This is a genomic window from Rhodococcus xishaensis, assembly GCF_004011825.1.
In the GTDB taxonomy this organism is placed as follows: Bacteria; Actinomycetota; Actinomycetes; order Mycobacteriales; family Mycobacteriaceae; genus Prescottella; species Prescottella xishaensis.
Window position 1 is genome coordinate 191,693 of record NZ_RKLO01000007.1, and the last position, 25,688, is coordinate 217,380.

General features: G+C 66.5%; 25 protein-coding genes. 14 read left to right on the top strand and 11 right to left on the bottom strand.

Annotation, left to right across the window (positions count from 1 at the left end; genetic code table 11):
• The first annotated feature begins 3 nt into the window (after positions 1 to 3).
• On the top strand, positions 4 to 327 hold the full coding sequence (locus EGT50_RS16615; protein ID WP_127948302.1) for a WhiB family transcriptional regulator: 324 nt from the start codon (positions 4 to 6) through the stop codon (positions 325 to 327).
• A 145-nt stretch (positions 328 to 472) separates the two neighbouring features.
• Here the strand turns inward: EGT50_RS16615 and EGT50_RS16620 are convergent, their stop codons facing one another.
• Both EGT50_RS16620 and EGT50_RS16625 read right to left on the bottom strand, forming a co-directional pair.
• Positions 473 to 1,612, bottom strand: a complete 1,140-nt coding sequence (locus tag EGT50_RS16620) for an ArsA family ATPase (RefSeq protein ID WP_127955752.1) — start codon at positions 1,610 to 1,612, stop codon at positions 473 to 475.
• A complete protein-coding gene (locus tag EGT50_RS16625; protein ID WP_127955753.1) occupies positions 1,609 to 2,631 on the bottom strand; it encodes an ArsA family ATPase in 1,023 nt (340 codons plus the stop codon). Before EGT50_RS16625 ends, EGT50_RS16620 begins: the two co-directional genes overlap by 4 nt.
• A 49-nt stretch (positions 2,632 to 2,680) precedes the next feature.
• Between EGT50_RS16625 and EGT50_RS16630 the strand changes: the two genes are divergently transcribed.
• The 4 genes from EGT50_RS16630 to EGT50_RS16645 all read left to right on the top strand — a co-directional run bounded on the left by EGT50_RS16630 (position 2,681) and on the right by EGT50_RS16645 (position 5,012).
• Positions 2,681 to 2,845, top strand: coding sequence for a DUF4177 domain-containing protein (locus EGT50_RS16630; RefSeq protein ID WP_127948305.1), 165 nt, complete (start codon positions 2,681 to 2,683; stop codon positions 2,843 to 2,845).
• Positions 2,846 to 2,850: 5 nt separating this feature from the next.
• Positions 2,851 to 3,321 carry a RidA family protein gene (locus EGT50_RS16635; RefSeq protein WP_127955754.1) on the top strand — a complete coding sequence of 157 codons (471 nt, stop codon included), beginning with the start codon at positions 2,851 to 2,853 and terminating at the stop codon, positions 3,319 to 3,321.
• Between the two features lie 12 nt (positions 3,322 to 3,333).
• Entirely contained in the window at positions 3,334 to 4,098 is a 765-nt protein-coding gene (locus EGT50_RS16640; RefSeq protein WP_127955755.1) for an SDR family NAD(P)-dependent oxidoreductase, read from the top strand.
• 128 nt (positions 4,099 to 4,226) lie between these two features.
• Positions 4,227 to 5,012 carry an MBL fold metallo-hydrolase gene (locus EGT50_RS16645; protein ID WP_127955806.1) on the top strand — a complete coding sequence of 262 codons (786 nt, stop codon included), beginning with the start codon at positions 4,227 to 4,229 and terminating at the stop codon, positions 5,010 to 5,012.
• 129 nt (positions 5,013 to 5,141) lie between these two features.
• Here the strand turns inward: EGT50_RS16645 and EGT50_RS16650 are convergent, their stop codons facing one another.
• Positions 5,142 to 5,816, bottom strand: a complete 675-nt coding sequence (locus EGT50_RS16650; RefSeq protein WP_005515884.1) for a Crp/Fnr family transcriptional regulator — start codon at positions 5,814 to 5,816, stop codon at positions 5,142 to 5,144.
• A 233-nt stretch (positions 5,817 to 6,049) separates the two neighbouring features.
• Positions 6,050 to 6,337: a hypothetical protein gene (locus EGT50_RS16655; protein WP_127955756.1), complete on the bottom strand. Its 288-nt coding sequence runs from the start codon at positions 6,335 to 6,337 to the stop codon at positions 6,050 to 6,052.
• 175 nt (positions 6,338 to 6,512) lie between these two features.
• Here EGT50_RS16655 and nth point away from each other — a divergent pair, with 175 nt between their 5' ends.
• Genes nth through EGT50_RS16675 form a run of 4 tightly spaced genes read left to right on the top strand, consistent with a single transcriptional unit; the run spans position 6,513 to position 9,857 of the window.
• A complete protein-coding gene (gene nth, locus EGT50_RS16660; RefSeq protein ID WP_127955807.1) occupies positions 6,513 to 7,193 on the top strand; it encodes an endonuclease III in 681 nt (226 codons plus the stop codon).
• A 5-nt stretch (positions 7,194 to 7,198) separates the two neighbouring features.
• Positions 7,199 to 7,867, top strand: coding sequence for a TlpA family protein disulfide reductase (locus EGT50_RS16665; protein WP_127955757.1), 669 nt, complete (start codon positions 7,199 to 7,201; stop codon positions 7,865 to 7,867).
• The gene (locus EGT50_RS16670) at positions 7,864 to 8,670 is read left to right on the top strand and encodes an NUDIX hydrolase (RefSeq protein WP_127955758.1); all 807 of its coding nucleotides are present in this window, start codon (positions 7,864 to 7,866) and stop codon (positions 8,668 to 8,670) included. Before EGT50_RS16665 ends, EGT50_RS16670 begins: the two co-directional genes overlap by 4 nt.
• Positions 8,667 to 9,857 (top strand): MarP family serine protease, encoded by a 1,191-nt coding sequence (locus tag EGT50_RS16675; RefSeq protein WP_127955759.1) that lies wholly within the window; start codon positions 8,667 to 8,669, stop codon positions 9,855 to 9,857. Before EGT50_RS16670 ends, EGT50_RS16675 begins: the two co-directional genes overlap by 4 nt.
• Positions 9,858 to 9,881: 24 nt before the next feature.
• On the opposite strand, the gene EGT50_RS16680 is transcribed toward EGT50_RS16675, so the two are convergent.
• The 6 genes from EGT50_RS16680 to acs form a co-directional block, all read right to left on the bottom strand.
• Entirely contained in the window at positions 9,882 to 10,817 is a 936-nt protein-coding gene (locus tag EGT50_RS16680) for an alpha/beta fold hydrolase (RefSeq protein ID WP_127955760.1), read from the bottom strand.
• A 31-nt stretch (positions 10,818 to 10,848) separates the two neighbouring features.
• Entirely contained in the window at positions 10,849 to 11,373 is a 525-nt protein-coding gene (locus EGT50_RS16685; protein ID WP_127955761.1) for a phage holin family protein, read from the bottom strand.
• Between the two features lie 55 nt (positions 11,374 to 11,428).
• On the bottom strand, positions 11,429 to 12,652 hold the full coding sequence (gene nhaA / locus EGT50_RS16690) for a Na+/H+ antiporter NhaA (RefSeq protein WP_127955762.1): 1,224 nt from the start codon (positions 12,650 to 12,652) through the stop codon (positions 11,429 to 11,431).
• A gap of 258 nt (positions 12,653 to 12,910) precedes the next feature.
• On the bottom strand, positions 12,911 to 13,288 hold the full coding sequence (locus tag EGT50_RS16695) for a Zn-ribbon domain-containing OB-fold protein (protein WP_127955763.1): 378 nt from the start codon (positions 13,286 to 13,288) through the stop codon (positions 12,911 to 12,913).
• Positions 13,289 to 13,425: 137 nt separating this feature from the next.
• Complete coding sequence (locus EGT50_RS16700; RefSeq protein WP_127955764.1) at positions 13,426 to 15,756, bottom strand: ATP-binding protein; 2,331 nt, start codon at positions 15,754 to 15,756, stop codon at positions 13,426 to 13,428.
• Between the two features lie 271 nt (positions 15,757 to 16,027).
• Positions 16,028 to 17,974 carry an acetate--CoA ligase gene (gene acs, locus EGT50_RS16705; protein ID WP_127955765.1) on the bottom strand — a complete coding sequence of 649 codons (1,947 nt, stop codon included), beginning with the start codon at positions 17,972 to 17,974 and terminating at the stop codon, positions 16,028 to 16,030.
• 294 nt (positions 17,975 to 18,268) lie between these two features.
• On the opposite strand from acs, the gene EGT50_RS16710 reads away from it, so the two are divergent.
• From EGT50_RS16710 to EGT50_RS16730, 5 genes are all read left to right on the top strand, one after another.
• Complete coding sequence (locus EGT50_RS16710; RefSeq protein WP_127955766.1) at positions 18,269 to 19,885, top strand: peptide ABC transporter substrate-binding protein; 1,617 nt, start codon at positions 18,269 to 18,271, stop codon at positions 19,883 to 19,885.
• 3 nt (positions 19,886 to 19,888) lie between these two features.
• Entirely contained in the window at positions 19,889 to 20,815 is a 927-nt protein-coding gene (locus EGT50_RS16715) for an ABC transporter permease (protein WP_127955767.1), read from the top strand.
• Positions 20,816 to 20,834: 19 nt separating this feature from the next.
• Positions 20,835 to 21,677: an ABC transporter permease gene (locus tag EGT50_RS16720; protein ID WP_127955808.1), complete on the top strand. Its 843-nt coding sequence runs from the start codon at positions 20,835 to 20,837 to the stop codon at positions 21,675 to 21,677.
• Entirely contained in the window at positions 21,674 to 23,290 is a 1,617-nt protein-coding gene (locus EGT50_RS16725; RefSeq protein WP_127955768.1) for a dipeptide ABC transporter ATP-binding protein, read from the top strand. The genes EGT50_RS16720 and EGT50_RS16725 overlap by 4 nt, the downstream gene beginning before the upstream one ends.
• A gap of 140 nt (positions 23,291 to 23,430) precedes the next feature.
• Positions 23,431 to 24,192 (top strand): Fic family protein, encoded by a 762-nt coding sequence (locus EGT50_RS16730; RefSeq protein WP_127955769.1) that lies wholly within the window; start codon positions 23,431 to 23,433, stop codon positions 24,190 to 24,192.
• A 409-nt stretch (positions 24,193 to 24,601) separates the two neighbouring features.
• On the opposite strand, the gene EGT50_RS16735 is transcribed toward EGT50_RS16730, so the two are convergent.
• Positions 24,602 to 25,546, bottom strand: coding sequence for an HAD family hydrolase (locus EGT50_RS16735; protein ID WP_408014656.1), 945 nt, complete (start codon positions 25,544 to 25,546; stop codon positions 24,602 to 24,604).
• Positions 25,547 to 25,688: the final 142 nt, after the last annotated feature.

Here is a 25,688-nt window from a genome sequence, read left to right on the forward strand (position 1 = left end):
CGAATGCACATGACCAGCCCCGCCACGCGGCTCGACTACGAACAGGCGGAAGCCCGTATCCAGTGGGTCGCGCAGGCACGATGCCGTGAAATCGACCCCGATCAACTCTTCGTTCGTGGTGCGGCGCAGCGCAAGGCCGCAACTATCTGCCGGCACTGCCCGGTCCTCATGCAGTGCGGAGCCGACGCACTCGACAACCGCGTCGAGTTCGGGGTGTGGGGCGGCATGACCGAACGCCAGCGCCGAGCACTGCTCAAGCAGCACCCCGAAGTCGAGTCTTGGGCAGACTTCTTCGAGGCGCAGCGTCAGCATCAGTCCGCGGTCTGACCAGCAGCCCGGATAGGCCCTCGTCGGCGGAACAGGCCCGACCGGAAACACCTGAGACCGGTTCGATCTCGTAACGGCGCAGCCTCGCGCACGGCTTCGTGCCCGCGGCTGCGCTCGTCACACTGGTTGGTTGGACCCGACCGTTTCAGCCCTGGCGGGTCAGCTGATCCCCGACCGCACGCAGCGCTGTCAGGTCCGAGACCTCGAATGGGAGTGACGGCACCCCGATGATCGGTACATGGGGGTGTGAGGCCGTGAAGCGGCTCAGCAGCCGTACCTCCCGTTTCGCGGTCACCGCGCGATGCGCGTGAACCCGCAGGACCGCGGAGGTCAGTTCGTTGGCCGCATCAGTCGGGTCGCGCTCGTCCAGCAGATCGGCGCCCGTGAGGGCGTGGTCGGCGGGCAACGAGCAAAGCGTGGGGTGGGTGCGGTTGAGGACCAGGCCTGCGAGCGGCATCCGGTCGCCGGACAGCCGGTCCACGAAGAAGGCGGCCTCCCGCAGCGCGTCCGGCTCGGCGGACGCGATTACGACGAACTGGGTGCCCTCCCGGCGTAGCAGATCGTATGTGCGCGTCGCACGCTCCCGGAAGCCCCCGAACATCGAGTCCAGTGACTGCACGAACGCCGACGCGTCGGCGAGCATCCTGCTGCCCACCACCGTCGACACACCCTTGAGGGCCAGCCCCATCGCTCCGGTCACGAGCCGGCCGATACCCCGCCCGGGCGCTGTGAGTAGGCGGATCATGCGGCCGTCGAGAAACGCCCCGAGCCGCTGCGGAGCATCGAGGAAGTCGAGCGCGTTGCGCGACGGTGGCGTGTCGACGACCACCAGATCCCACCGGCGGTCTGCGGCGAGCTGGCCGAGTTTCTCCATCGCCATGTACTCCTGTGTTCCGGAGAACGACGTGGCGACAGTTTGGTAGAAGGGGTTCGCCAGGATCTGCTCGGCCTTCCCGGGTGGCGAGTGTTCGAGCACCATCTCGTCGAACGTCCGGCGCATGTTGAGCATCATCGCGTGCAACTCCCCGGTCGACCCGGGCGCGAGATCCACGAGTTGAGGTTCGTTGTCGAGGTCCTGCACTCCCAGAGCCTGCGCTAGCCGGCGTGCCGGATCGATAGTCAGGACCGCGACTCGTCGGCCTTGCTCGGCGGCGCGCAGTGCCATGGACGCGGCCGTCGTGGTCTTCCCGACACCGCCCGCGCCGCAGCACACGACGATCCGGGTTCGCGGGTCGGTGAGGACCGCTTCGAGGTCAAGGGCCGGGGCGGTGCGCGGCAGATTCATCGCACACCCTGCGCGATCAGCCGCTCGGCGAGTTCGTAGAGCCCACCGAGATCGGCGCCGTCCACCAGCGTCGGCAAATACATGCGGGGCACCTTCACTTCGTCGAGTTGCATGGCGCTTTCGTCCTGCGCGGCCAGGGTGGCCGCATGCTCGATCACCTCGGTCAGCAGGCCTGCGAAATCGTCGTCCGACAGCGTGATACCTGCGGTCGCGAGTCCCTTGTGGATTCCCTCGGCATCGATCCGGCCGTTCGCTGCGTCGTCGAGTGCCTCCTTCGGCAGGTGCGCAGAGTCGGTGCGGTTCACGATCACCGCTCCGAGATGCAGGCCGGCTTCCTGGAGTTCGGTGACCGCGTCCGTCGTCTCCTGCACGGGCAGCGCCTCGAGCAGCGTCACCAGATGCACGACGGTCTCCTCCGAGTGCAGCAGCCGGACGACGCCCAGACTCTGCGAGTGGATCGGCCCGCCCTTCGCCAGATCCGACATGGCCCGGGTCACGTCGAGGAACTTGCCGATACGGCCCGTCGGTGGCGAGTCCACGACCACGGCGTCGTATGCGCGGCGACCGGACTTGTCAGTGCGTACCACGCACTCCTTGATCTTTCCGGTGAGTAGGACGTCACGCAGTCCCGGCGCGAGGGTCGTCGCGAACTCGACGGCGCCTATCCTCTTCATCGCGCGGCCCGCGAACCCCAGGTTGTAGAACATGTCGAGGTACTCGAGGAACGCGGTCTCCAGGTCGACAGCGAGGGCGAACACTTCACCGCCACCCTCAGCTGTAGCGATCTTCGTTTCCTGTGGCGGCAGCGGTGGGACGTCGAACAACTGCGCAATGCCCTGCCTGCCTTCGACCTCGACCAGCAGCACCCGCCGTCCTTCGGCGGCGAGTGCGAGCGCCAGCGAGGCGGCCACGGTGGACTTGCCCGTGCCACCCTTGCCGGAGACGAAGTGGAGTCGCGCTGTAACGGCGTTCTGCGGCCACCCTCGAGCGGCCGAATCTATCGGTGCTGCCACGGCCATGAGCCTATAAGTCGTGGGGTCGGTATGCGTGGGAGATAGGCTCGGCGGCATGAGCGAAATGACTACCTGGGAGTACGCGACCGTGCCGTTGTTGACGCACGCGACCAAGGCGATTCTCGACCAGTGGGGTGGCGACGGCTGGGAGCTGGTGACCGTGCTCCCCGGGCCGACCGGCGAGCAGCACGTGGCTTACCTCAAGCGGCCCAAGGGCTGAGGCGAATGGCAGACGTCACACAGTCCTGGACCGCGCGCCTAGCCGAGCTGGGCATCGCCCTGCCACCGGTGGCCGCCCCTGTCGCTGCCTATGTGCCGGCCGTCCGCACCGGTAGTCACGTTCACACTTCGGGCCAGTTGCCGTTCGTCGCCGGCACCCTGTCGATTACCGGCAAGCTCGGTGCGGGTGTCTCGGAGACCGACGGGAAGGCTGCTGCCCGCACGTGCGCGTTGAACGCGCTCGCCGCAGTGGACGCGCTGGTCGGGTTGGACTCGATCGTGCGCATCGTCAAGGTCGTCGGCTTCGTGGCCTCGGCCGAGGGATTCACGGGTCAGCCCGGTGTAATCAACGGTGCCTCCGAGTTCCTCGGCGAGGTGTTCGGGGACGCCGGCATCCACGCCCGGTCGGCCGTCGGCGTTGCCGAGCTGCCGCTGGGGTCACCCGTCGAGGTCGAACTGATCGCAGAGGTGCGTTAGTACGGAGAGATCATGAAGCGTTTCGAAGGCCGTCGCATCCTCGTCACCGGCGCGGGCTCGGGCATCGGGCAGGCGGTCGTGGCCCGCCTCCTCGAGGAGGGTGGCATCGTCACCGGAGCGGACGTGTCCGAGGGTGGGCTGGCCGTCACGCACGAGCGTGCCGAGCGGGCCGGCTTCTCCGACCGCCTGCGCTCGGTCGTCGCCGACGTCTCCGACGAGGTTTCTGTCCGTGAGAACCTCGGCGGCGCGATCACCGACCTGGGTGGCCTCGACGTGCTGGTCAACGCCGCTGGCATCCTGCGTTCGTCGCACACCCACGACACCGACCTCGGATTCTGGAACGAGATCATCGGCACCAATCTGACCGGCACGTTCTTGGTCACCCGGCAGGCCTTGCCTGCACTGCTCGAGACGGGCAAGGGCGTCATCGTGAACTTCAGTTCCACGTCGGCGCAGTTCGCGCACCCGTACATGGCGGCCTACGCAGCCTCGAAGGGCGGAATCCAGTCGTTCACCCACGCGATAGCGCTCGAATATGCCAAGCAGGGCCTACGCGCGGTCGCGGTGGCGCCCGGCAGCATTGCGTCGGGCATGACCAGCAACCCCGGCTTCCCCGAGGGCGTCGACGCCAGCCTGATCGGCAAGCTCTACCCGTGGATCGGTGAGGGTTTCGCCAGTCCGGAGACAGTTGCCGGCGTCGTCGCGATGCTCGCCTCCGACGACGGAGCCTTCGTCACCGGGACCGAGATCCGGATCGACGGCGGCGCCCATATGTGACTGGTCCTGCGCCGCACCACGCGCGGGGTGGACGGCGGGAAATTCGGGACAGTCGTCGTACAGTGATGCTCGATTCCGCGATGCTCGGTCCGCCGAACCCGCTGTCCACCCGTCAGGAAGGTGCGTCGATGACGCTTCAGCACCCCGCGTACGCCCAGCTGCGGCAGGTCACTCCCGTCGCGGCCGTGATGCTCGAGAACAATCCGAGCATGTACGCGCTCGAGGGCACCAACACCTGGATCTTGCGGACGCCCGGCAACGACGAGTGCATCGTGGTCGATCCCGGTGACGACGACCCGGCGCACCTGGCGCGGGTTGCGGGTGCGGGGACCGTTGTGCTGACCCTGATCTCGCACCGCCACCACGATCACACGGGTGGCATCGACCGGTTCTTCGACCTCACGGGGGCGCCCGTGCATGCGGTGCAGGAACAGCTACGCCGGGGCGGCGGCGCCGGGCTGGAGAACGACGAACTGATCGAAGCGGCCGGCCTCACGCTACGGGTGCTCCGCACTCCTGGGCACACGGCAGACTCGGTGTCGTTCGTGATCGAGGACGAGGGATCCGTGCTCACTGCCGACACCATCCTCGGCCGGGGCACCACCGTGCTAGACGCCTCGGACGGCAACCTGGGTGACTACCTGCAGTCGATGCGGACCCTCATCGGCCTTGGGGCAGGCCGAATGGTCCTGCCCGGGCACGGGCCGGAGCTGCCCGACCTCGAATCGGTCGCCAAGCGCTACCTCGCGCACCGTGAGGAGCGCCTCTCGCAGATCCGGGGTGCGCTGGACACTCTCGGTGCGGACGCGGACGTGCGGGCGGTTGTCGAGCACGTCTACACCGACATCGACGAGACCCTCTGGCCCGCGGCCGAGCAGTCGGTCCGGGTGCAGTTGGAGTATCTCCGCCGCTGACTTCGCACACGGCGCAGCCGGGACCGATCAGGGGCCCACCATTCACCTCTGGCTGACACGGCCCCGGCAGGGGACGGCTGCTTCAGCCGATGGCGAGGCAGATGGCCTCGTCCGGCGAAGTTGGTGCAGTCAGCGAGCGCGTCGCGCCAAACGCTCCGAGTCGGAGATCAGGACGCTCTTGCCCTCGAGACGCAGCCATCCACGGTGCGCGAAGTCGGCCAACGCCTTGTTCACGGTCTCGCGGGAGGCGCCGACGAGCTGAGCGATCTCCTCCTGGGTGAGGTCGTGCGTCACGCGGAGGGAACCAGCCTCCTGGGTGCCGAAGCGTTGCGCGAGCTGCAACAGTGCCTTGGCGACACGACCCGGGACGTCGGTGAAGATCAGGTCAGCGAGGTTGTTGTTGGTGCGACGCAGGCGACGTGCGAGGACACGCAGCAGCTGCTCCGCGATCTCCGGGCGTTGGTCGATCCACGACTTGAGGGCGTCGCGGTCCATGCTCACGGCGCGCACCTCGGTGACGGTGGTGGCCGTAGACGTACGCGGACCCGGGTCGAAGATCGACAGCTCGCCGAACATGTCCGATGGACCCATGATCGTCAGCAGGTTCTCACGACCGTCCGGCGAGCGGCGGCCGAGCTTGACCTTGCCGGAGACGATGATGTACAGCCTGTCGCCGGGTTCACCCTCGTTGAAGATGACGTGCCCGCGGGGGAAGTCGACGGGCTGGAGCTGCTTGACCAGCGCAGCCACCGCCGAGGGCTCGACTCCTTGGAAGATGCCCGCTCTGGCAAGGACCTCGTCCACTTGCGCTCCTCTTGGAAAACTGTTCATCGATTGCAGGTTGCTGCACGGGGACTTCGGTCTCATGCAACCCGTACGCGAACAGAGTCTACTTGGCGCGGCTGTGGGAGGAATCACGGACACAGTGCAGGGTTCTGCAACTCCGTGAAACAATCTTCACAAATCCTCGCATTTCGACGTTCGTCGTCTCGTGCGGCCTGTCCACCACCCGGTATCGGCCCGCTAGCGGACGCGAATCAGCTCGCGCGTCGGGGGCTCTGATCGTCCTCGCCGACGGATGTGCTGTCGGGACCGTCGGCTGCGCCGCGGCGCCCACGCCTACGCCGACGGTTGAACCTGGCCAGCGCATTCGGGAACCCAGATGCCGCGAGTGTCGCGACCTCGTCCTGGCTCGCCTGGTCGAGAAATTCCTCGACCTCCTGCTCACGGACCGTCAGCCGCCGGAGGCGGTACTCGACACGCTCCATGGCGAGGGCGAACAACATGAGCAGCACAGGGAACAGCACGACAGCCAGACCTTGCATAGGGGGAAGTAAACACTGTCAAGGTCTCGGAAGAAACACGGCGGGGGGTCCGGTCGGCGGAACGGTCCGTAGAGTTGTCGAGGTGCACGCCGCCACAGCAGACGACCAGAATTCGGATTCGGAGACCACACCCACCGGAGAGTCACGGCTGGCTCTCGTGCGCAGGGCGCGCCGGATGAACCGCCGTCTGAAGGAGGCCTTCCCGCACGTCTACTGCGAACTCGACTTCACGACTCCCCTCGAACTCACGGTGGCCACCATCCTGTCGGCCCAGTGCACGGATGTGCGAGTCAACCAGGCAACTCCCGCGTTGTTCGCACGCTATCGGGACGCCCGCGCGTACGCCGAAGCGGACCGGACGGAGCTCGAGGAGTACATCCGAACAACCGGCTTCTTTCGCAACAAGGCAAACTCGATCATCGGTCTCGGACAGGCACTCCTCGAGCGCTACGACGGAGAGGTCCCGAACAGATTGCAGGACCTCGTGACGCTTCCCGGTATCGGCCGCAAGACCGCGAACGTGGTCCTCGGCAATGCGTTCGGTGTGCCGGGAATCACCGTCGACACGCACTTCGGCCGATTGGTCCGACGATGGAAGTGGACCGAGGAGACGGATCCGGTCAAGGTCGAACACGCGGTTGGGGCACTGATCGAACGCAAGGAGTGGACGGATCTGTCGCACCGAGTGATCTTTCACGGCCGTAGGGTCTGTCACGCGCGCAAGCCCGCGTGCGGGGTGTGTGTCCTGGCGAAGGACTGCCCCTCCTATGGCGTCGGCCCGACCGACAAGGTCGCCGCGGGGAAGCTGGTGAAGGGCCCGGAGACCGAGCATCTTCTCGAGCTGGCAGGTCTGTGAGAGGTATGCGGATTTCGGGTGCAGCGCGGTGGAGTCTGGTCGCGCTCGTCGTGGTCGTTTCGCTGATCATCGCGATCTGGCCACGTGACAAGGACGGCGACGAAGGGGTCGGGGCCTACCCGGATGCGGGCCGGTCGACTTCGCAATTGGAGCGTCGAGACGCCGATACAGCGGAGGCACTCGCCCCGCTGCGGGCGGACGCACAATTGGCGGCGTGCCCCACGCCGACCGGCCCGGCCCCGGACGGCTCGGTGCTCGGGGGGATAACGCTCGAATGCATCGGCGACGGCAGTCGCGTGGACCTCGGGGCAGCACTCGCCGGCAAGCCCGCGCTGCTGAACATCTGGGCCTACTGGTGCGCTCCGTGCCGCGAAGAACTGCCGTACCTCCAGCAGTACTCGGATCAGGTCGGAGACGCGGCTACCGTTCTGACGGTGCACACCGATTCCAACGAAGCCAACGGGCTCCGCTTTCTCGCCGAGTACGACGTCCACCTGCCGGGTGTGCAGGACGGATCGGCGCGGGTGCAGGCGGCCGTCGGCGCTCCGGCCGTGCTGCCGGTGTCGGTGCTTATCCGCGCGGACGGCACGGTCGCGAAGATCCTCCCGCAGCAGTTCCGCAGCGTCGACGAGATCGCCCAGGCCGTCCAGCAGCACCTCGGTGTCGCCGCATGAGCTTCTACCCTCATCCCCAGCTGAACCCGGACGCCGCACCGGAGTGGCTACGCGCGATGACGCGCACGTTGCCCGCAGATCCGAACCGCGTAAACCCTGTCCTGAACCGACGCTCCCCGGATGACGCCCGGCCGGCCGCCGTGCTGGTGCTGTTCGGCGGGTCTCCCGAGTCGGATCCGCTCGCCATCGGCGGGCTTCCTGCCGATGCCGATGTCCTACTGACTCAGCGCGCATCGACGATGCGGCAGCACAGCGGCCAAATCGCCTTCCCCGGTGGCGCCGCCGACCCTGAGGACGAGGGCCCCGTCGACACGGCACTCCGCGAGGCTGAGGAGGAGACCGGACTCGTCCGTGGCGGTGTCCAGCCGCTCGCGACGCTGCCCGAGATCTTCATTCCGCCATCCGGATTCGACGTCACCCCAGTGCTCGCCTACTGGCGCGATCCCAGTCCGGTCCGTGTCGTCGATGCTGCAGAGGCCGAACGCGTCGTGCGGGTGCCACTGCGTGAGCTGATCGACCCCGACAACCGGTTCCAGATCCGGCATCGCGCCGGTTTTCAGGGCCCGGCATTCGAGGTGGACGGGATGCTCGTGTGGGGGTTCACCGCCGGAGTGATCGCTGGCCTGCTGGCGGTGTCCGGCTGGGAAATCGAATGGGACCACCTCGATGTCCGGGACCTCGACGCAACGCTCACCCGGGTTGCGACCGGCGTAGAGGAGAGGGAACTGACCAGCGGCTTCCGGCAGCTCCCGGCTGGGGACGATTTCGGGCACCACACGATACGGGGATTGGGGGAGCTTTGAGCGGATCCGGGTGGATCGACCTGGCGGTAATCCTCGTGGCGTTGCTGGCCGCGTCCTCGGGGTGGCGGCAGGGCGCGGTGGCGTCGGCGCTCGCGTTCCTCGGCGTGGTGCTCGGTGCGGTGGCCGGCATCCTCATCGCGCCGCACGTGCTCGTCCATGTCGACGAAGGACGGCTGCGATTGCTCGCGGGCATCGCGTTGATCGTCGTACTGGTGGTGATCGGCGAAGCCGCGGGCATGGTGCTCGGGCGTGCCGCCCGCGGCGGTATGCACAGTCCCGTCGCCCGGGGCGCGGACAGCACAGTGGGCGCGGGCCTGCAGTTCGTTGCGGTGCTGGTCATCGCGTGGCTCATCGCGATACCGCTCACTACATCCGCACAGGCCAACGTGGCGACGGCGGTGCGCGGGTCGAAGGTGCTCAGCACCGTGGACGACGTCGCCCCCGACTGGCTACGCCGGGTGCCCAGCGAGTTCTCGGCCCTGCTCGACACGTCGGGCCTGCCCGATGTGATCGGTCCGTTCGGGCGCACCCCCATCACGAACGTCGAGCCGCCCGACGCATCGGTGCTCGCCAGTCCGGTCGCGCAGCAGTTGCACCCGAGCGTCCTCCGGATCCGTGGTGCTGCGCCGAGTTGCGAGAAGGCGCTGGAAGGTTCGGGCTTCGTCGTCGGCCCGCAGCTCGTGATGACCAACGCGCACGTCGTGGCCGGCACCTCCAGGGTCATTGTCGACACCGCGATCGGGCCGCTGGACGCCCACGTCGTGGTGTTCGATCCGGCCGTTGACGTCGCAGTGCTCGACGTACCGGGCTTGACCGCCGCGCCGCTTGCCTTTGCCTCGGGACATGCCCGCACGGGCGACAACGCGATCGTCCTCGGCTACCCGGGTGGCGGTCCGTACACGGCCAGCGCCGTACGCGTTCGAGAGGTCCTCGACCTGCAGGGCCCGGACATCTACCGGTCCGGCACGGTCGAGCGCGAGGTCTACACGGTGCGAGGCCTGGTCCAACAGGGCAACTCGGGGGGTCCGCTGATCGACGAGCAGGGCAGTGTCCTCGGTGTGGTGTTCGGGGCCGCGGTAGACAACAGCGACACCGGATTCGCGCTCACCGCGGACGAGGTGTCCAGGCAGCTCGAGCAGGCCGAGCAGGCGAGCGCTCCGGTAGGCACCGGGATGTGCATCGTCTGATGCCCGGGGCGGGGCGCCGCACCGTCAACGGGACGCCAATGCGAACCGGATCAGTTCGGCGGTGACCTGGTCGGGCGACTCTTGGTGGGCGAAGTGGCCGACATCGGCGACCCGGCACAGCTGTTGTCCGGGCGCGTGCGCAGTCGAGCGCTCCACCGTTCCGCCCAACACGTAGGGGTCCAGGTCGCCATGGATCTGCAGCACCGGGATCTCGAGTCGATGGTCCATCGCCGCCATGAAACGGTGGCCTTCAGGGCGGAATTGGCTGCGGAACGCCCAGCGCTGGTATTCGAGCGCGGAATGGGCAACCCTCGGGATCTGGATCGCGGACCGCAGCCGCGTGGCGACCTCGGGGTACTCGTCGGACCGCGGCCATGCAGGACCGGACCGAGCCCGCAAGAGGCGTTCGACCTCGGCGCCGTTGTCGCGGACAAGTCGTCGCTCCGGCCGCCACGGCAGCTGGTAGTCGAGGAAAGTCGGGAGAAGCGCCCGGCGCTGGCGACGGTCCCGGAGGACGGATTGCTTGAGCGCAATCGGATGCGGTGAACTGATCAGGCCGATGGACTTCACCAGCCGTGGGTGTAGCAGTGCTGTCGCCCAGCACACGAGGCCGCCGTCGGCGTGCCCGATCAGTGTCGCGTTCGAGTGACCCATCGCGCGGATCAGCCCGGCGATGTCGCCGGCGAGCGTCCAGCCGTCGTAGCCGCGAGGCGGGGTGTCGGTGTCGCCGTACCCGCGCAAGTCGACGGCTACCGTCCGGAAACCCGCGTCGGCGAGGGCGGGAAGTTGGTGACGCCAAGACCACCAGAGATCGGCGAAGCCGTGCAGCAGGACGACCAGGCGGGCGTCGGGTCGCGACGGGCCGGCCTCTGCCACGTGTATGCGGATGCCGTTCGCGTGGATGTCACGATGCGTCCACGGTCCGTCGTAGCGGACCGTGGACGGGTCGGGTTGCGTCACGGAGCTTGCCACCGGAGCTTCAACGGGGGCTTCACCCGGCGGTGGTCTCTCCCGTGCCTGTCGGCGAAGTCGCGTCCGGACGCTGTCCGGGCAGAACCGTTGCGGTCTGCTTGATCGAGTCGATCGTCTTGGTCGGGGCATGCAGCCTGCGGAACCGGGCGTAGCCGAGCAGCGCGAGGACACCGGTGACGACGAGCATCAGCGCGAACACGATCAAGAACGAGGCCCACCGATCGAGCCACACGCTGAGCAGCTCGGCGAGGAAGAAAAAGAAGAAGAATGCGCTGAAGGTGAGCACGGCGAGCGCCAGGACGAGGAACGCGCTGCCTTGGAGGCCCTTCTTCGCCTCTCTGGTGACCTCAGCCTTCGCAAGTTCGACCTCGGCGCGGAACAACGTCGAGATCTGCGCGGTCGCATCGCGCACGAGGGTGCCGATGGACGCAGTCTGCGGATCGTGGAGGTCTGTGAGCGGAATCGAGGAAACCGTCGTCGGGACTCCGTCCCCGGTGAACCGATTGCTGTCTCCTGCGGCTTCGTTGCCGTTGGTGAAACTCACTTCTCGACCCCTCCAGGTTCTCTTGGCGCGCTGATACCCCGATAAGCGAGCGCTCTCACGAATCGGTGGCGGCGGCGCGGGCCTGGTGGACCCGTCCGCGCCGTAACAGTAACGCCGATCCGATCAGTGACGCAGCCAACGATGTTACGAGCACCGCGGCCTTCGCGATCTCCGCTTCGCTCTCGCCGACACCCGCGAGCGCAAGATCGGCTACCAGAAGGCTAACGGTGAACCCGATCGCGCCGAGCATCGACAGCGCGAACATGTCGCGGAACCCGAGCAGGCGCGGCTTGGTGGCGATGCCGAGACGGATGGCCAACCACGAGATCCCGAAGATGCCGACGGTCTTGCCGACGAGCAGACCAAGGATGATCGCGAGGGAGATCCGATTGGTGAACAGTTCCCCGAGAACCTGTCCGTTGATCGGGACACCCGACGCGAACAGCGCGAACATCGGCACACAGAACCCGGCTGACCAGGGTTGGATGCGGTGTTCGAGCCGGGTTGCCGGCGCTTCCTGCTCGCCCGGATCTGTCCGGACACGGGTGAGCAGGCCCAACGCGACACCGGCCAGCGTGGCGTGAACCCCGGCCTCGTGGACGCTGTACCAGGTCAGCAGGGCGAGGGGGACATAGAGGAACGGGGTCGTGATGCGCCGCTGCTGCGCGAACCAGTAGACGACCAGGCACGCAACAGCGGTCAGGAGCCACAGCATCGCGATCGACGCCGTGAACAGCAGCGCGATCAGGATGATGGCGAGCAGGTCGTCGACCACAGCGAGGCTGAGCAGGAAGACTCGTGCGCTCGCGGGTATTCGTGACCCGGTGAGCGCGAGGACGCCCAGCGCGAAAGCGATATCGGTGGCGACCGGGATCGCCCAGCCGCCCTGGTTCATGCCCGGGGCGCCGGCACCGACCACGGCCGCGATGACCGCCGGCACGAGGACGCCGCCGAGGGCGGCGATGATCGGCAGCAGCGCCTTCTTGCGGTCGGCAAGCTCGCCGACGACGAGCTCACGCTTGAGTTCGAGACCGGCGACGAAGAAGAAGACCGCCAGCAGACCGTCTTTCGCCCAGGTACCAAGGTCGAGATTCAAGTGGAGGGGAATAGGGCCGATCTCGCTAGGGCCGACCTTCCAGTCGCGCAGCGATATGTAGGAATCCACCAATGGCGAGTTTGCCCACACCACGGCGATGGCGGCGGCAATGAGGAGTACGGATCCGCCAACGGTCTCAGTGCGAAGAAAACGGGCGAGCTCAGAACGTGTGGCGGGAATCAAGAATGGCCTCTCACCTGGGATTTGGGTACGGCTGGTCGGCGCCGACCAGGCTTCCCGGCACACCGTATGGAATCTTAGCGCGACCTTTGCGACCGTTCAGTAGGGGAGTCCCGGTCGCGGGCGAAGCGTACGAAATGTTCAATTCCAGTGTCTGCGAGGCAGGGTGCGTTCCTCATGCGGCGATGGTCGATCCCGTTCCCGCTCAGCGCGGTGATTGTGATGATTTCCTTCTGGGCGACCCTCGGGCTCTGACGACGCTCAGCGGGTCGCCTGGAGCACGAACATCGGATAGGGCTCGCCGGGGATCATGTGGTGGTACCGGACCCGGATGGGTGCCTTTCCGTTCGCTCGAGGCGCGCCCGTAATCCACGCGTACGTCCACGGGCCTTCGTCCAGGGCGACGATCGCGATCGTTTGCGGGACGCGATCGTTGGACGTGCGGCTGGCGAAGACCTCGACCACGGTCCACGAGACGATCGATCCGCACCCGGGGGAACCCGTCCGGCTGATCTCGGTGCTGTGGCACGACGAGCAGACTGCCGTATCGGGGGAGAGGAGCGTCTCGCACCAGTCGCAGCGGCAGATCGTGAAGTCGTCGTGAACGGTGATCGCTGGGCGATGAAGCTGATCGTGCATCGGGAGACCTCGACTGCGTGAATCGTTGGCTTTCGGACTCCCACAATTCCAATGACGACTTCATCACACGACGGTAGAACTACCTGTGGACCTACCTGTCTTCGATCCAGGTACCTACATCGGCGTGAAAGCCCAGCTCAGACCGCATCGTTCTGGGCGTCTTTGCCCTGTTCGATGACCCAGGCAGCGATCTGGGTCCGTGAATTGAACGCCAGTTTCGCGAGGATGTGTTCGACGTGGCCCTGGGCGGTGCGCTGCGAAATGACGAGTTGGTCGGCGATCGCCTTGTTGGTCATGCCCCGGGCCACCAGCTCGGCGACCTCTTGCTCGCGGGGCGTCAGGTCGGTCGAGGAGCGCTCGGCCGATGACTCCTCCGGAAGTCGGTCCTCTATCGCGAAGGTGACGATCTCACTCAGCGTGAGCCCGGCTCCGAGATTCACCGCGGAGTCGAAAGTTCGCGGGCCAAGAGCGCGAAGGAGCTGAGTGCGGGACTCGCCGCGATTCGAATGCAGCTTCTTGATGCCCATGCTCTCGTATCCGACAGCCAGCCATAGAGATTCGGCGGCACCGAGGAGAACGGCGGCCCTCCAGTACTCGTGCCGCAGGGTGGTCGTCCACGCGAGTCCTTCGGTACCGATGGCCACTCCGAGGAGGTCATCGACACCCTCACTGAGCTGGAGCGCCTGCTTGAACAACGGCAATGTGTCATCTGGTTCGCTGCGCCACAGTGCAAGGCCACGGAAGCTCAGAGCGTACGACCGGTAGATCGACTCACCGCATGCGGTGGTGATAGCGGTGACCTCGTCGGAGTACTCGACGGCCTCGCGACGTTCGCCCAAGACGGCCGCGCCCATCGTGAGAGCGAGAAGTGTCTGAATGTGAAGTGAGCGATCCGGACCGGCTCGGACGGTGTCGAGGATCTCGTTGCAGAGTCGCATGGTCTTCTGCGTGTCACCGGCGAAGAGCGCCAGAATCGAGTCGCCGAGAGCGACAACCACGTCGATCTCGGGATCCTCGAGCCGGGCCGCGATCTTGTACGCCTCGGCGACCAGCTCTTCTCCGGCTTGGACGTCGCCCTGGTTCGCGGCGAGACTGATCCCCGCGAACAATGCCTTGGCCCGATCGGGAGTCGGTTCTCCGCCCTGCGCAGCGAGCGTGCGGCCGAGCCACAAGCGCCCCTCGTTGAGAAGGCCGCGAGAGCTCCAGAAGCGGTACATCGAGTAGGCGATGCGCAACCCGTCCTCGGCCTCGCCTGGTTCGGTCATGCAGTACTCGAGCGCGTCATGCAAATTGGGCCGTTCGCGGTCGATGCGTCCGATCCACACCGTCTGGTTCGGTCCGATCCATTCGTGATCGGCCCTCCACACCAATTCCTGGTACCAGTCCCGGTGTTGTCTACGAAGGTTCGCGTACTCACCGGCTTCGTGGAGGCGTTGACGTCCGTAGTCGCGCAGGGTCTTGAGCAGTCGATAGCGCACGACGCCGTCGTGTTCCTCGCGGATGAGAATCGACTTGTCGACCAGGGCGGCGACGACGTCGAGCAGATAGGTCGGCGTGAGATCAGGGGCGGCGATCGCCTCCGCGGCATCGAGTTCGAATCCGTGCGAGAAGATCGACAGCCGCCGCCACATTTGCTGCTCGGTCGGCGTGCACAGATCGTGGCTCCAGTCGATGCTCATCCTCAGCGTCTGCTGACGATCGGGCGCGGCGCGGCTGCCCCCCGTAAGGAGACGGAAGCGGTCCGTGAGTAACTCCAGGATCTGGTCGATCGACATAGCGCGCAGTCGCGCGGCCGCGAGCTCGATGGACAGTGGGAGCCCGTCGAGTTCGGAGCAGATCGCGACCACCTGCTCTCGATTGCTTTCGTTCAGCTCGAACCCGGGAACCGCCGCTGCGGCGCGCTCGGTGAACAGATTGACCGCCTCGTACTGGGCCAGCGCACGCGGTTTCATCGATTCTTCGGGCGAGGGGAAGGTCAGCGGAGGCACACGCAGAACGGCTTCCCCACCGATCGCGAGGGGCTCGCGACTAGTCGCAAGGATCCGCAACTCGGGGCTCGCGCGGAGCAGGGTCTCGGCGAGCTTCGCGATGGCGTCGATCAGGTGCTCGCAGTTGTCGAGGATGAGCAGCGTGTTCCGGGTCGACATGTAGTCGGTGAGGAACTGCATCGTCGGGACGGCCGATTGCTCCCGCAGACCGAGAGCTGCCGCCACCCTTTCGGGGACCAGTTGCGGTTCACGCCGCTCACCGAATTCGACCAGCCAGACGCCATCATCGAACGCCCGCTGTGCATCTGTGGCCACGCGAAGCGCGAGGCGGGTCTTTCCGACGCCGGCGATGCCGGTGAGCGTCACCAGACGGGACCCGGCGAGCAATCGTCTCGCCTCCGTCACTTCACGTCGGCGCCCAACAAAACTGGTTAGATCCTGAGGTAGGTTGCCGAGTTTGCCTCGCACGGCATGCGCCATCGATGTCCCTCTTTCCGATGACCCTGTTTCCGTCTCCACCGGACACGGTACGCCTGAGCTGGTTCGCCAGGGATTTGACCTGGATATTCGGTACGGAAGGGATACCAGGAGGGGCAGGGAAATCTTGACGGACAGTGATATCGGGACGGGGGCTGGAGAACGTGCAACGGGTGCCCTGCTGCCCCGGAAGGCATGCAGGCACCCGTTGCTTCTCGGCCATGTTTCTCTTCTCCTGTCGCCCCTGTCGAGAGGCCGTGTCCAGTGGCCGCGCCTAGTGGCCGCGGATCGCGTCGAACACCTTCGGATCGACGAGCGTCGACGTGTCTCCGAGGTCGCGACCCTCTGCGACGTCGCGTAGGAGACGACGCATGATCTTGCCGGAGCGAGTCTTCGGGAGCTCGGGCACAACAGTGATCTGCCGCGGTTTGGCGATCGGGGAGATCTCGGTGGACACCTGAGTGCGCAACTCCGATACGAGTAGTTCGCCAGTGTTTTCCATGCCCTCGCACAGGATCACGAAGGCCACGATCCCCTGGCCGGTGGTCTCGTCTGCCGCACCGACGACTGCCGCCTCCGCGATCGCGGGATGCCCGACCAGTGCCGACTCCACCTCGGAGGTGGAGATGCGGTGCCCGGAGACGTTCATGACATCGTCGACTCGGCCGAGGACCCACAGGGCGCCGTCCTCGTCGTACTTGGCGCCGTCGCCGGCGAAATACCAGCCCTCTTCCGCATAGCGCGACCAGTAGGTGTCCCGGTACCGGTCCATGTCGCCCCAGATGCCGCGCAGCATCGATGGCCACGGCTGGTCGAGAACCAGATACCCGCTGCCGCCGGCACCGAGTTCGTGGGCGTCGTCGTCGACGATCTTCGCGGAGATACCCGGCAGCGGCGCCATCGCCGAGCCGGGCTTGGCCGCGGTGATACCGGGCAGCGGCGAGATCATGATCGCGCCGGTCTCCGTCTGCCACCACGTGTCCACGATCGGAACACCGCCGCCGCCGATGACGTCCCGGAACCAGCGCCAGGCCTCCGGATTGATGGGCTCACCCACCGAGCCGAGCAGGCGGATCGACGACAGGTCGTGCGCGTCAGGGATCCCGCGGCCCCACTTCATGAACGTGCGCACCAGAGTCGGCGCCGTGTAGTAGATGGTCACGCCGTACTTCTCGATGATCTGGAAGTGGCGGTGCTCGTCGGGCGAGTTGGGGGTGCCCTCGTACACGACCTGCGTGACGCCGTTCGACAGCGGACCGTAGACGATGTAGCTGTGCCCGGTGACCCAACCGATGTCGGCGGTGCACCAGTAGACGTCGCGCCCAGGCTTGTGGTCGAACACGTTGTGGTGCGTGTACGACGCCTGCGTCAGGTAGCCGCCGGAGGTGTGGATGATGCCCTTGGGTTTCCCGGTGGTACCCGAGGTGTACAGGATGAACAGCGGATGCTCGGCGTCGAACGGCTGTGCCTGGTGTTCGGCCGACGCCTTCGCCACCGTGTCGTGCCACCACAGATCCCGGCCATCGGTGATGTCGACATCGGCGCCGGTTCGCTTGACGATCATTACGTTCTGGACGGAACTGGCGCCGGGATCGCCGGTCTCGCCGGCCAAGGCCTCGTCGACGGCGGGCTTGAGGGGGGCCGCCTGACCTCGGCGCCACTGTCCGTCGACGGTGACGACCAGCTTGGCTTGGGCGTCGTCGATGCGCTGGCGCAGGGCGGTGGCGGAGAATCCGGCGAACACGACAGAGTGAGTCAGCCCGAGTCGGGCGCAGGCGAGCATCGTGACGATTGCTTCGGGGATCATCGGCATGTAGATCGCAACGCGATCACCGGCGACCAGGCCGAGGTCGGTGAAGGTATTTGCGGCGCGGCTCACTTCGGCGAGTAGCTCACTGTAGGTGATATCCCGGCTGTCGCCCGGCTCTCCCTCGAAGTGGATTGCGACGCGGTCGCCGTTGCCGGCGAGCACGTGCCGGTCGATGCAGTTGAACGCGACGTTGAGGCGCCCGCCGACGAACCACTTCGCGACGGGGGCGTCCGACCAGTCGAGGACCTCGGTCCACGGAGTCGCCCAGTCCAGGCGTCGGGCCTGAGCGTCCCAGAAGGCGAGGCGGTCGCGGTCGGCCTCCGCCTGCAGTTCGGGGCCGGCGTTCGCCGTGGCTGCGAACTCCGCGCTGGGCGGGTACACCTCAGGGGCGTCGGGAGCACTGCTCGTCATTCGGCTGCCTTCTTTCCGGTCAAAATAGACATTCCTGGCACATGTGAGAGTAGTCACACACTAGGGACGGCGCAGTGTACGCTCCCGGGGAGTGGTCGTCGGCCGCGGCGAAAGGTCGAGTTCGTGTCGCAGGCGTCTGCTGCGCACTAGGTCCGTTCGTGCGCACTGGTGTGCTTCATGTTGCGAACGGGCCTCGAAAAGGTGCCGATCCGAGCCGGGGGTCCCGGACTCGCGCGGGGGGCCTCGGGCCTGTCTATCGTCGCTAACACCATCCGGCAAGTCGGGAGGTGGGTCATGGCTGTGCGGTCGGGCATGGCGCGCGCTGCGATGGCCGTGGTGGTGAGCCTGTTCGTGTTGGTCCTCGCGGCGTGTACCAGCGGGACGACGTCTGGCACCGGCATCGTGTACGCGTGGAGCGGTGAACCGCAGAACCCGCTGATTCCGACCGACACAGGCGAGAGCACCGGTGGCCGGGTGCTCGATGCACTGTTCGCGGGTCTCGTCTACTACACCGCCGACGGCACCACCGAGAACGAGGTGGCCGAGTCCATCGAGACCGCGGACGGGCAGCTCTACACCGTGACGCTCGAGGACGGGTGGACATTCACCGACGGAACCCCGGTCACCGCACGGTCCTTCGTCGACGCATGGAACTACGGCGCGCTATCGACCAACGCGCAGCTCCAGTCGTCGTTCTTCGACCCGATAGCGGGCTACGACGAGGTCGCGGCAGCCAACCCGACGGCGCAGACCATGTCGGGGCTGAGCGTGGTCGACGATCGCACTTTCACGATCACACTGAAGCAGCCGGAGTCCGCCTTTCCGACGCGCCTGGGCTTCGCCGCCTACTATCCGCTGCCGCAATCGGCGTACGCGGACATGGCGGCGTTCGGACAGCACCCGATCGGAAACGGCCCGTACCGGTTTGCGAACGAAGATGCCTGGCAACACAATGTGCGGATCGACCTGGAGGCGAACCCCGGCTATCGAGGCAACCGGACGGCACGGAACGAGGGTTTGACCTTCGTGCTCTACAGCAACCTGGACACTGCCTACACCGACCTGTTGTCGAACAATCTCGACGTGCTCGACGGCGTGCCGTCCAGCGCGCTCGAGACGTATGAGCGTGATCTGCCGGGGCGCACCGTCAACCAGCCGTCCGCGACGATCGAGACGTTCACGATCCCGGAGCGACTGCCACACTTCGGCGGCGAGGAGGGGCGACTGCGGCGGCAGGCGATCTCGTTGGCGATCGATCGCCAGCAGATCACCGAGCAACTGTTCGCGAGCACTCGGACCCCGGCTCGGGACTTCACCTCTCCCGCTGTCGAGGGCTGGACGCCCGACCTGCCCGGATCCGACAACCTCGACTTCGCACCCGACCGGGCGCGAGCACTGTGGGCACAGGCCGACGAAATCGCACCGTGGTCGGGAGCGTTCCAGCTCGCCTACAACTCCGACGGCGGACACCAGGACTGGGTGGACGCGGTGAGCAACAGCATCCGCAACACACTCGGTATCGACGCGCGCGGTGCACCCTATCCGACGTTCGCTCAGCTTCGGACCGAGGTTACCGAGCGGACGATACAGACGGCGTTCCGTTCGGGGTGGCAGGCCGACTACCCGCAGCAGTACGGGTTCCTCGCCCAAAACTTCCAGACGGGAGGTAGTTCCAACGATGGCGGGTACTCGAACCCCGAGTTCGACCGTGTGCTGCGGGCGTCGGCCGGGGCGACGGACCCCGTCGAGTCCCAGGAGCTGATCGACCGTGCGCAGGAGATCCTGTTGCGCGATCTGCCGGCGGTTCCGAACTGGAACCGCAACGCGACCGGCGGCTGGTCCGAATACGTGACCAACGTGCAGATCGGCTGGGACGGGGTGCCGCTGTACTACCTGATCGAGAAGAACTGACCCATGCTCCGATACACCGGCCGTCGTGTGCTGCAGATGATCCCGGTGTTCCTCGGTGCCACGTTCCTGATCTACGCGCTCGTCTTCTTGCTGCCGGGCGATCCGATTGCAGCGCTTGCCGGTGACCGGGCACTGACCCCGGCGGTCACCGAGCAACTACGGGCCCGCTACCACCTCGACCAGCCCTTCCTAGTGCAATACTTCCAGTATCTGAAGGGGATCGTGACGCTCGACTTCGGCACATCGTACTCGGGGCGACCAGTCGGTGATGTTCTGGCGCAAGCATTTCCGATCACGCTGAAGCTCGCAGTGATGGCCGTGGCGATCGAGACGGTACTGGGAGTGGGGGCGGGCCTGATTGCGGGCCTGCGCCGGGGTGGGATCTTCGACTCGACGGTGCTGATCGTGAGCCTCGTCCTGATCGCGGTCCCGGTGTTCGTGATCGGATTCCTCGCCCAGTTCTTCATCGGAATCCGGTGGGGGCTGGCCCCACCCACTGTCGGCGCGGACACGAGCTTCGCCAGGATGCTGTTGCCGGCCTTCGTGCTTGCCTCAGTATCGTTCGCATACGTCCTGCGTCTGACCCGTACTTCCGTCGCCGCGACGTTGACGGCAGACCATGTCCGCACCGCGTCCGCGAAGGGGCTGTCCCGACGGCGAGTCGTGGGAGCGCACGTGCTGCGTAACTCGCTCATCCCGGTCGTCACGTTCCTGGGGGTCGACCTCGCGACGCTGATGGGCGGAGCGGTGGTCACCGAGGGCATCTTCAACATCAACGGGGTGGGTGGCACGATCTACCAGGCCATCATCCGCGGTGAGGCACCCACGGTCGTCTCGTTCGTCAGCGTCCTCGTGGTTGTGTATCTGGTCGCGAATCTGCTCGTCGATCTGTTGTACGCCGCCCTCGATCCGAGGATCCGATATGGCTGATGTGGTTCGGGCACAAGGGATGTGGGCGTCGGCATGGGGGCGGCTGCGTCGGCGTCCGATGTTCTGGGTGGCCGTCGCGATCCTGCTGGTGGTTGCCGCTGCGGCGCTGTTCCCAAGGTTGTTCACCGATCTGGATCCGCGCTACTGCAATATCTCCGACAGCCTCGCACCTCCGCGATCGGGGCACTGGTTCGGGTTCGATCGTCAGGGTTGTGATATCTACGCGCGGACTGTCTACGGGGCGCGACCATCGACCGTGGTGGGGGTGTGTGCGACCGCGGCAGTGCTCGTGGTCGGTGTGTTGTTCGGTTCATTGGCCGGCTACTTCGGGGGGTGGGCCGATTCACTCCTGTCCCGCGTTACCGACATCTTCTTCGCTATCCCCTTCATCCTCGCGGCGATCGTGCTGATGCAGCTGTTCGCCGAACGCACTATCTGGACGGTGGTCTCGGTGCTGGCCCTGTTCGGCTGGCCGCAGATGGCCAGAATCGCACGCGGATCTGTCATGTCGGCCAAATCGAACGACTACGTCCTCGCCGCCCGGGTCGTAGGGATGTCGCATCCGTCGATCCTGGTGCGGCACGTACTGCCGAACGCGCTCGCACCCATCATCGTCATGGCCACGATGTCGCTCGGCACGTTCATCGTCGCGGAGGCGACGCTGTCGTTTCTCGGGATCGGATTGCCGCCGACGACGGTCTCCTGGGGTGGCGATATCAGCACCGCACAGGTCACGCTGCGGAGCGGGTCGATGATCCTGTTCTATCCGGCGGGCGCGCTCGCGATCGCGGTACTGGGCTTCATCCTCCTCGGCGACGCCCTGCGTGACGCGCTCGATCCGACCACTGCGAGGCGAAAATGACCGGCCCGCTGCTCTCGGTCGACGGGCTCGACGTGTCCTACGGGTCGGGGGCGGCCGAGGTGCGCGCGGTGCAGGGCGTCCACCTGGCGGTACAGCCGGGGCAGACGGTCGCGGTCGTCGGGGAGTCGGGTTCCGGCAAGTCCACGCTCGCACACGCGATCATCGGTCTGCTGCCGGGTGATGGCCGGATCACCAGCGGGCGGATCCAGTTCGGGGACGCTGATCTCGTCGGCGCGGCCGAGCGGGAGTTCGTCCGGATCCGGGGCAGTGGAATCGGATTCGTGCCGCAGGATCCGGCGACCAACCTCAACCCGGTATGGACGGTCGGCTTCCAGGTTCGGGAAGCTCTGGAAGCCAACGGGATCGCGAAGGGACGCGCGGCCCGCAGGCGCGCCGACGAACTACTGGAGGAGGCTGGGCTCGCGGGCGCTGCAGACCGGTCCACGCACTACCCGCACGAGTTCTCGGGCGGCATGCGGCAGCGGGTCCTCATCGCGATCGGGCTCGCAGCCCGACCGCGTCTGCTCATCGCGGACGAGCCGACGTCGGCGCTCGATGTGACGGTGCAACAGCGTGTGCTCGACCATCTCGCCCACCTGACGGGTGAGCTGGGCACCGCGGTTCTGCTCGTCACTCACGACCTCGGCGTCGCGGCAGAACGCGCGGAGCATGCCGTCGTCATGCACCGGGGCCGGGTGGTCGAGTCCGGTCCCGCCGAGCAGATTCTCACTGATCCAGAGGATCCGTACACGCGCCGACTCGTGGCCGCGGTGTCGCCTCTGTCCGTGGTTCGATCCGGACCGCGACCCACCCCTGCGCCGAGCGTCCAGCCGCTGCTGGCCGTCGACGGCCTGCGCAAGGTGTTCCGACGTCGCGGGACCAATATCGGTCGACACGTGGACGTCACAGCGGTCGACGATGTCTCCTTCTCCGTCCCTCAGGGCACGACCACGGCGATAGTCGGGGAGTCCGGATCGGGAAAGTCGACCGTCGCCCAGATGATCCTGGGTCTGCTGCCGCCGGACTCCGGATCGGTCGTGTTCGACGGCACGGACATCGCAACCCTCGGACGCAGGGAGAGACCGTTCCGGCGTCGGGTCCAGGCGGTCTTCCAGAACCCGTACGGCAGTCTGGACCCCACCTATTCGGTGCAGCGGATCGTCGAGGAGCCGCTGCGCGTGCACCGTGTGGGCAGCAGGCGGGAGCGCGCCGAACGGGTCCGCGAACTGCTCGACAGGGTCGCCCTGTCGGCCGACATCGCGAGGCGATTCCCTGCCGAACTGTCCGGGGGGCAGCGCCAGCGCGTCGCGATCGCGCGGGCGCTAGCACTCGGACCCGACCTCGTCGTGTGCGATGAGGCGGTGTCCGCGCTCGACGTCGTCGTTCAGGATCAGATCCTCCGACTGCTCGACGAATTGCAGCGCGACCTCGGTCTGACGTACGTCTTCATCAGCCATGACCTGGCGGTCGTGCGGAGGATCGCCGATCAAGTCGTGGTGATGCGCGGCGGCCGGGTGGTGGAGGCCGCCGGCGCAGAGGAGGTGTTCGGCAATCCGCGTCACGAATACACGCGTCGCCTGCTCGATGCCATACCGCGCGGTCGGCGACACTGAGCCGGTCACGCGGCGGTCGGCGACACTGAGCCGGTCACGCGGCGGTCGGCGACACTGAGCCGGTCACGCGGCGGTCGGCGACACTTGGCCGGTCACGCGGCGGTCGGGAGGACGAACGGGCAGCGGGTAGCGTCTGGGCCGTGAGTGTTCCCGTAACTGATCCCCTGCGGCCGCTGTTGGACCTGCCCGGTGTGCTCGATGCGGCGGATCGCGCGCGTGACGCGCTCGGCGAGGTTCATCGGCACAAGACCAACCGTCGAGGTTGGCCGCAAACGGCCACCGAGGCGTCGGTGCGTGCGGCACGTGCGTCGGCCTCGATCGACGGCGGTTCGATGGAACTGCCGGCTCCCGGCACCGTCGGTGATCCGGTGCTGTCCGGGGCTCTGCGCGTGGCGCAGGCCCTTGACGGTGAGGCGCTGACCGTCATCCTCCCGACTTGGCAGCGGGCTCCGCTCCAAGTGCTCGCCCGGCTTCACCTTCTCGCTGCGGCGGATCTCGTCACCGACGAGGCGACGCTGGGTCGCCCGCGGACCGATCCCGGCGTTGGCGAGCGACTGGACGTGCTCGCGCAGCTCGTCACGGGTGGCACGAAGGCACCGGCACCCGTACTCGCCGCCATCGTTCACGGAGAACTGCTCGCTCTGCGGCCGTTCGGGGTTGCCGATGGGATCGTGGCTCGAGCTGCATCCCGACTGGTTGCCACGTCGACCGGGCTCGACCCGCACAATCTCGGCGTGCCAGAGGTCAGTTGGATGCGCCGCATCCCCGCCTACCAGGATGGGCTCGAGGGATTCGCGGCGGGAACGCCGGAGGGCGTGGGCAGTTGGGTGATCCTGTGCTGCGGCGCCTTGGAAGCGGGCGCCCGCGAGGCGATGTCGATCGCCGACGCTGCCGCGAGTTGACGCTGCTTGGAGTGAACCTCGATTCACGGGCCGCGCACATACAAAGCGGGTGGTGCACCGACCGTGATCGATGTCGCCACCCGCTAGCACGGGCTGCCAGGTTACCAAGCGTGCAAGGTGGGTTGTGTGTCAACGGCCTCGGCGTAGGCTCGGGCGGTGCCGGTTTGTCTCCGCAACCAGTGCGAAGTCCTCGCCGTCATCATTCGAGTCACGCAAGCCCACAACGCTTCTGCCCTTATAGTGGCTTGTGCTCAGCGTGGGTTCCTGGTGTCCGTGCTGGGAAGTCCGTGCGGGGGGATCGACCCTTCTCTTCCGGAGCGATCCTGTCTTTCCGGCCTTCCGTAACTCCTTTGTACCCTGTGCTCCAATCCACTTCAAGTGGCAATTTTCCTTTGTGGCAGACGCGTGTTCAGCGTTTTCGCCGGAGCCGGCCGTAGGTGAAGGCGCCCGCCACCGCGGCGCCCGACATCACCGCCGCGGCCGCCGCGACGGTCGTGCGTGACTGAGTCTGGATTCGAGCACGAATCGACACCGGATTGGAGAAAGACAGTATGGGCCAACCATTCTCGGATGCGGTACGGCGCAGGGCTCGGTCCGGGTTGACCGCGGTGGGATGCCCGACGACCTCGAGCATCGGTAGATCGGTCACCGAGTCCGAGTACGCATAGCACTGCGCGAGGTCGTACCCCTGGCTCTCGGCGAGTTCCTGCATCGCCTCGACTTTGCCCTTGCCGTAGCAGTAGAACTCGACGTCACCGGTGTACCTGCCGTCCTCGATCACCATCCGGGTAGCGGTGCTGTGTGTGGCGCCGAGGGCTCCGGCGATGGGCGAGACCACCTCCTCGCCGGATGCCGACACGATTACGACGTCGTGTCCGCGGGCCTTGTGGTCGGCGATGAGGTCAGTGGCCTCGGCATAGATCAGCGGATCGACGATGTCGTGCAGCGTCTCGGCGACGATGGTTCGGATCTGCTGGACGTCCCAACCCGCCGTCATGGTCGTCAGATGGGCGCGCATCCGCTCCATCTGATCGTGGTCGGCACCGGAGAGGAGGAACAGAAACTGTGCGTAGCTGCTCTGCAGTACCGACCGGCGGGTGATGAGGCCTTGCGCGAAGAACGGCTTGCTGAAGGCGAGGACGCTGGACTTGGCAATGACGGTCTTGTCCAGATCGAAGAACGCGGCAACGCGGCCGCGTTCGGTCTGTGCGCTCGGATGCCCGGTCACAGGAGAAAGAATAGGGGAGCGGGGCGCGTTCGTGGTGCACCGCGCGGAACTCGGGAGATCCGACGTTCCGGACCCGGGAGCGGCGGCCGATGTACTTGCATTTGGTCCCCGATGTAGGTGTAGTATCCCATTTACCTGGACGTGGTCCAGGCGTGTTCAGCCCGACCCCCCGGGGCTGAACTCCGACGACCCCCGCCTCCTCCCCCCCTGGCGGGGGTCGTCTCCTTTCCGGCCCAAATCGCCGACCCACTCCGGTCTTGTTCGGCTT

Bases quoted from the DNA above. Each gene is read 5' to 3' on its own strand.
- EGT50_RS16615 (WP_127948302.1), top strand. From the start codon at position 4: ATGCACATGACCAGCCCCGCCACGCGGCTCGACTACGAACAGGCGGAA.
- EGT50_RS16620 (WP_127955752.1), bottom strand. From the start codon at position 1,612: ATGAATCTGCCGCGCACCGCCCCGGCCCTTGACCTCGAAGCGGTCCTC.
- EGT50_RS16625 (WP_127955753.1), bottom strand. From the start codon at position 2,631: ATGGCCGTGGCAGCACCGATAGATTCGGCCGCTCGAGGGTGGCCGCAG.
- EGT50_RS16630 (WP_127948305.1), top strand. From the start codon at position 2,681: ATGAGCGAAATGACTACCTGGGAGTACGCGACCGTGCCGTTGTTGACG.
- EGT50_RS16635 (WP_127955754.1), top strand. From the start codon at position 2,851: ATGGCAGACGTCACACAGTCCTGGACCGCGCGCCTAGCCGAGCTGGGC.
- EGT50_RS16640 (WP_127955755.1), top strand. From the start codon at position 3,334: ATGAAGCGTTTCGAAGGCCGTCGCATCCTCGTCACCGGCGCGGGCTCG.
- EGT50_RS16645 (WP_127955806.1), top strand. From the start codon at position 4,227: ATGACGCTTCAGCACCCCGCGTACGCCCAGCTGCGGCAGGTCACTCCC.
- EGT50_RS16655 (WP_127955756.1), bottom strand. From the start codon at position 6,337: ATGCAAGGTCTGGCTGTCGTGCTGTTCCCTGTGCTGCTCATGTTGTTC.
- nth (WP_127955807.1), top strand. From the start codon at position 6,513: ATGAACCGCCGTCTGAAGGAGGCCTTCCCGCACGTCTACTGCGAACTC.
- EGT50_RS16665 (WP_127955757.1), top strand. From the start codon at position 7,199: ATGCGGATTTCGGGTGCAGCGCGGTGGAGTCTGGTCGCGCTCGTCGTG.
- EGT50_RS16670 (WP_127955758.1), top strand. From the start codon at position 7,864: ATGAGCTTCTACCCTCATCCCCAGCTGAACCCGGACGCCGCACCGGAG.
- EGT50_RS16695 (WP_127955763.1), bottom strand. From the start codon at position 13,288: ATGCACGATCAGCTTCATCGCCCAGCGATCACCGTTCACGACGACTTC.
- EGT50_RS16700 (WP_127955764.1), bottom strand. From the start codon at position 15,756: ATGGCGCATGCCGTGCGAGGCAAACTCGGCAACCTACCTCAGGATCTA.
- acs (WP_127955765.1), bottom strand. From the start codon at position 17,974: ATGACGAGCAGTGCTCCCGACGCCCCTGAGGTGTACCCGCCCAGCGCG.
- EGT50_RS16710 (WP_127955766.1), top strand. From the start codon at position 18,269: ATGGCTGTGCGGTCGGGCATGGCGCGCGCTGCGATGGCCGTGGTGGTG.
- EGT50_RS16715 (WP_127955767.1), top strand. From the start codon at position 19,889: ATGCTCCGATACACCGGCCGTCGTGTGCTGCAGATGATCCCGGTGTTC.
- EGT50_RS16720 (WP_127955808.1), top strand. From the start codon at position 20,835: ATGTGGGCGTCGGCATGGGGGCGGCTGCGTCGGCGTCCGATGTTCTGG.
- EGT50_RS16725 (WP_127955768.1), top strand. From the start codon at position 21,674: ATGACCGGCCCGCTGCTCTCGGTCGACGGGCTCGACGTGTCCTACGGG.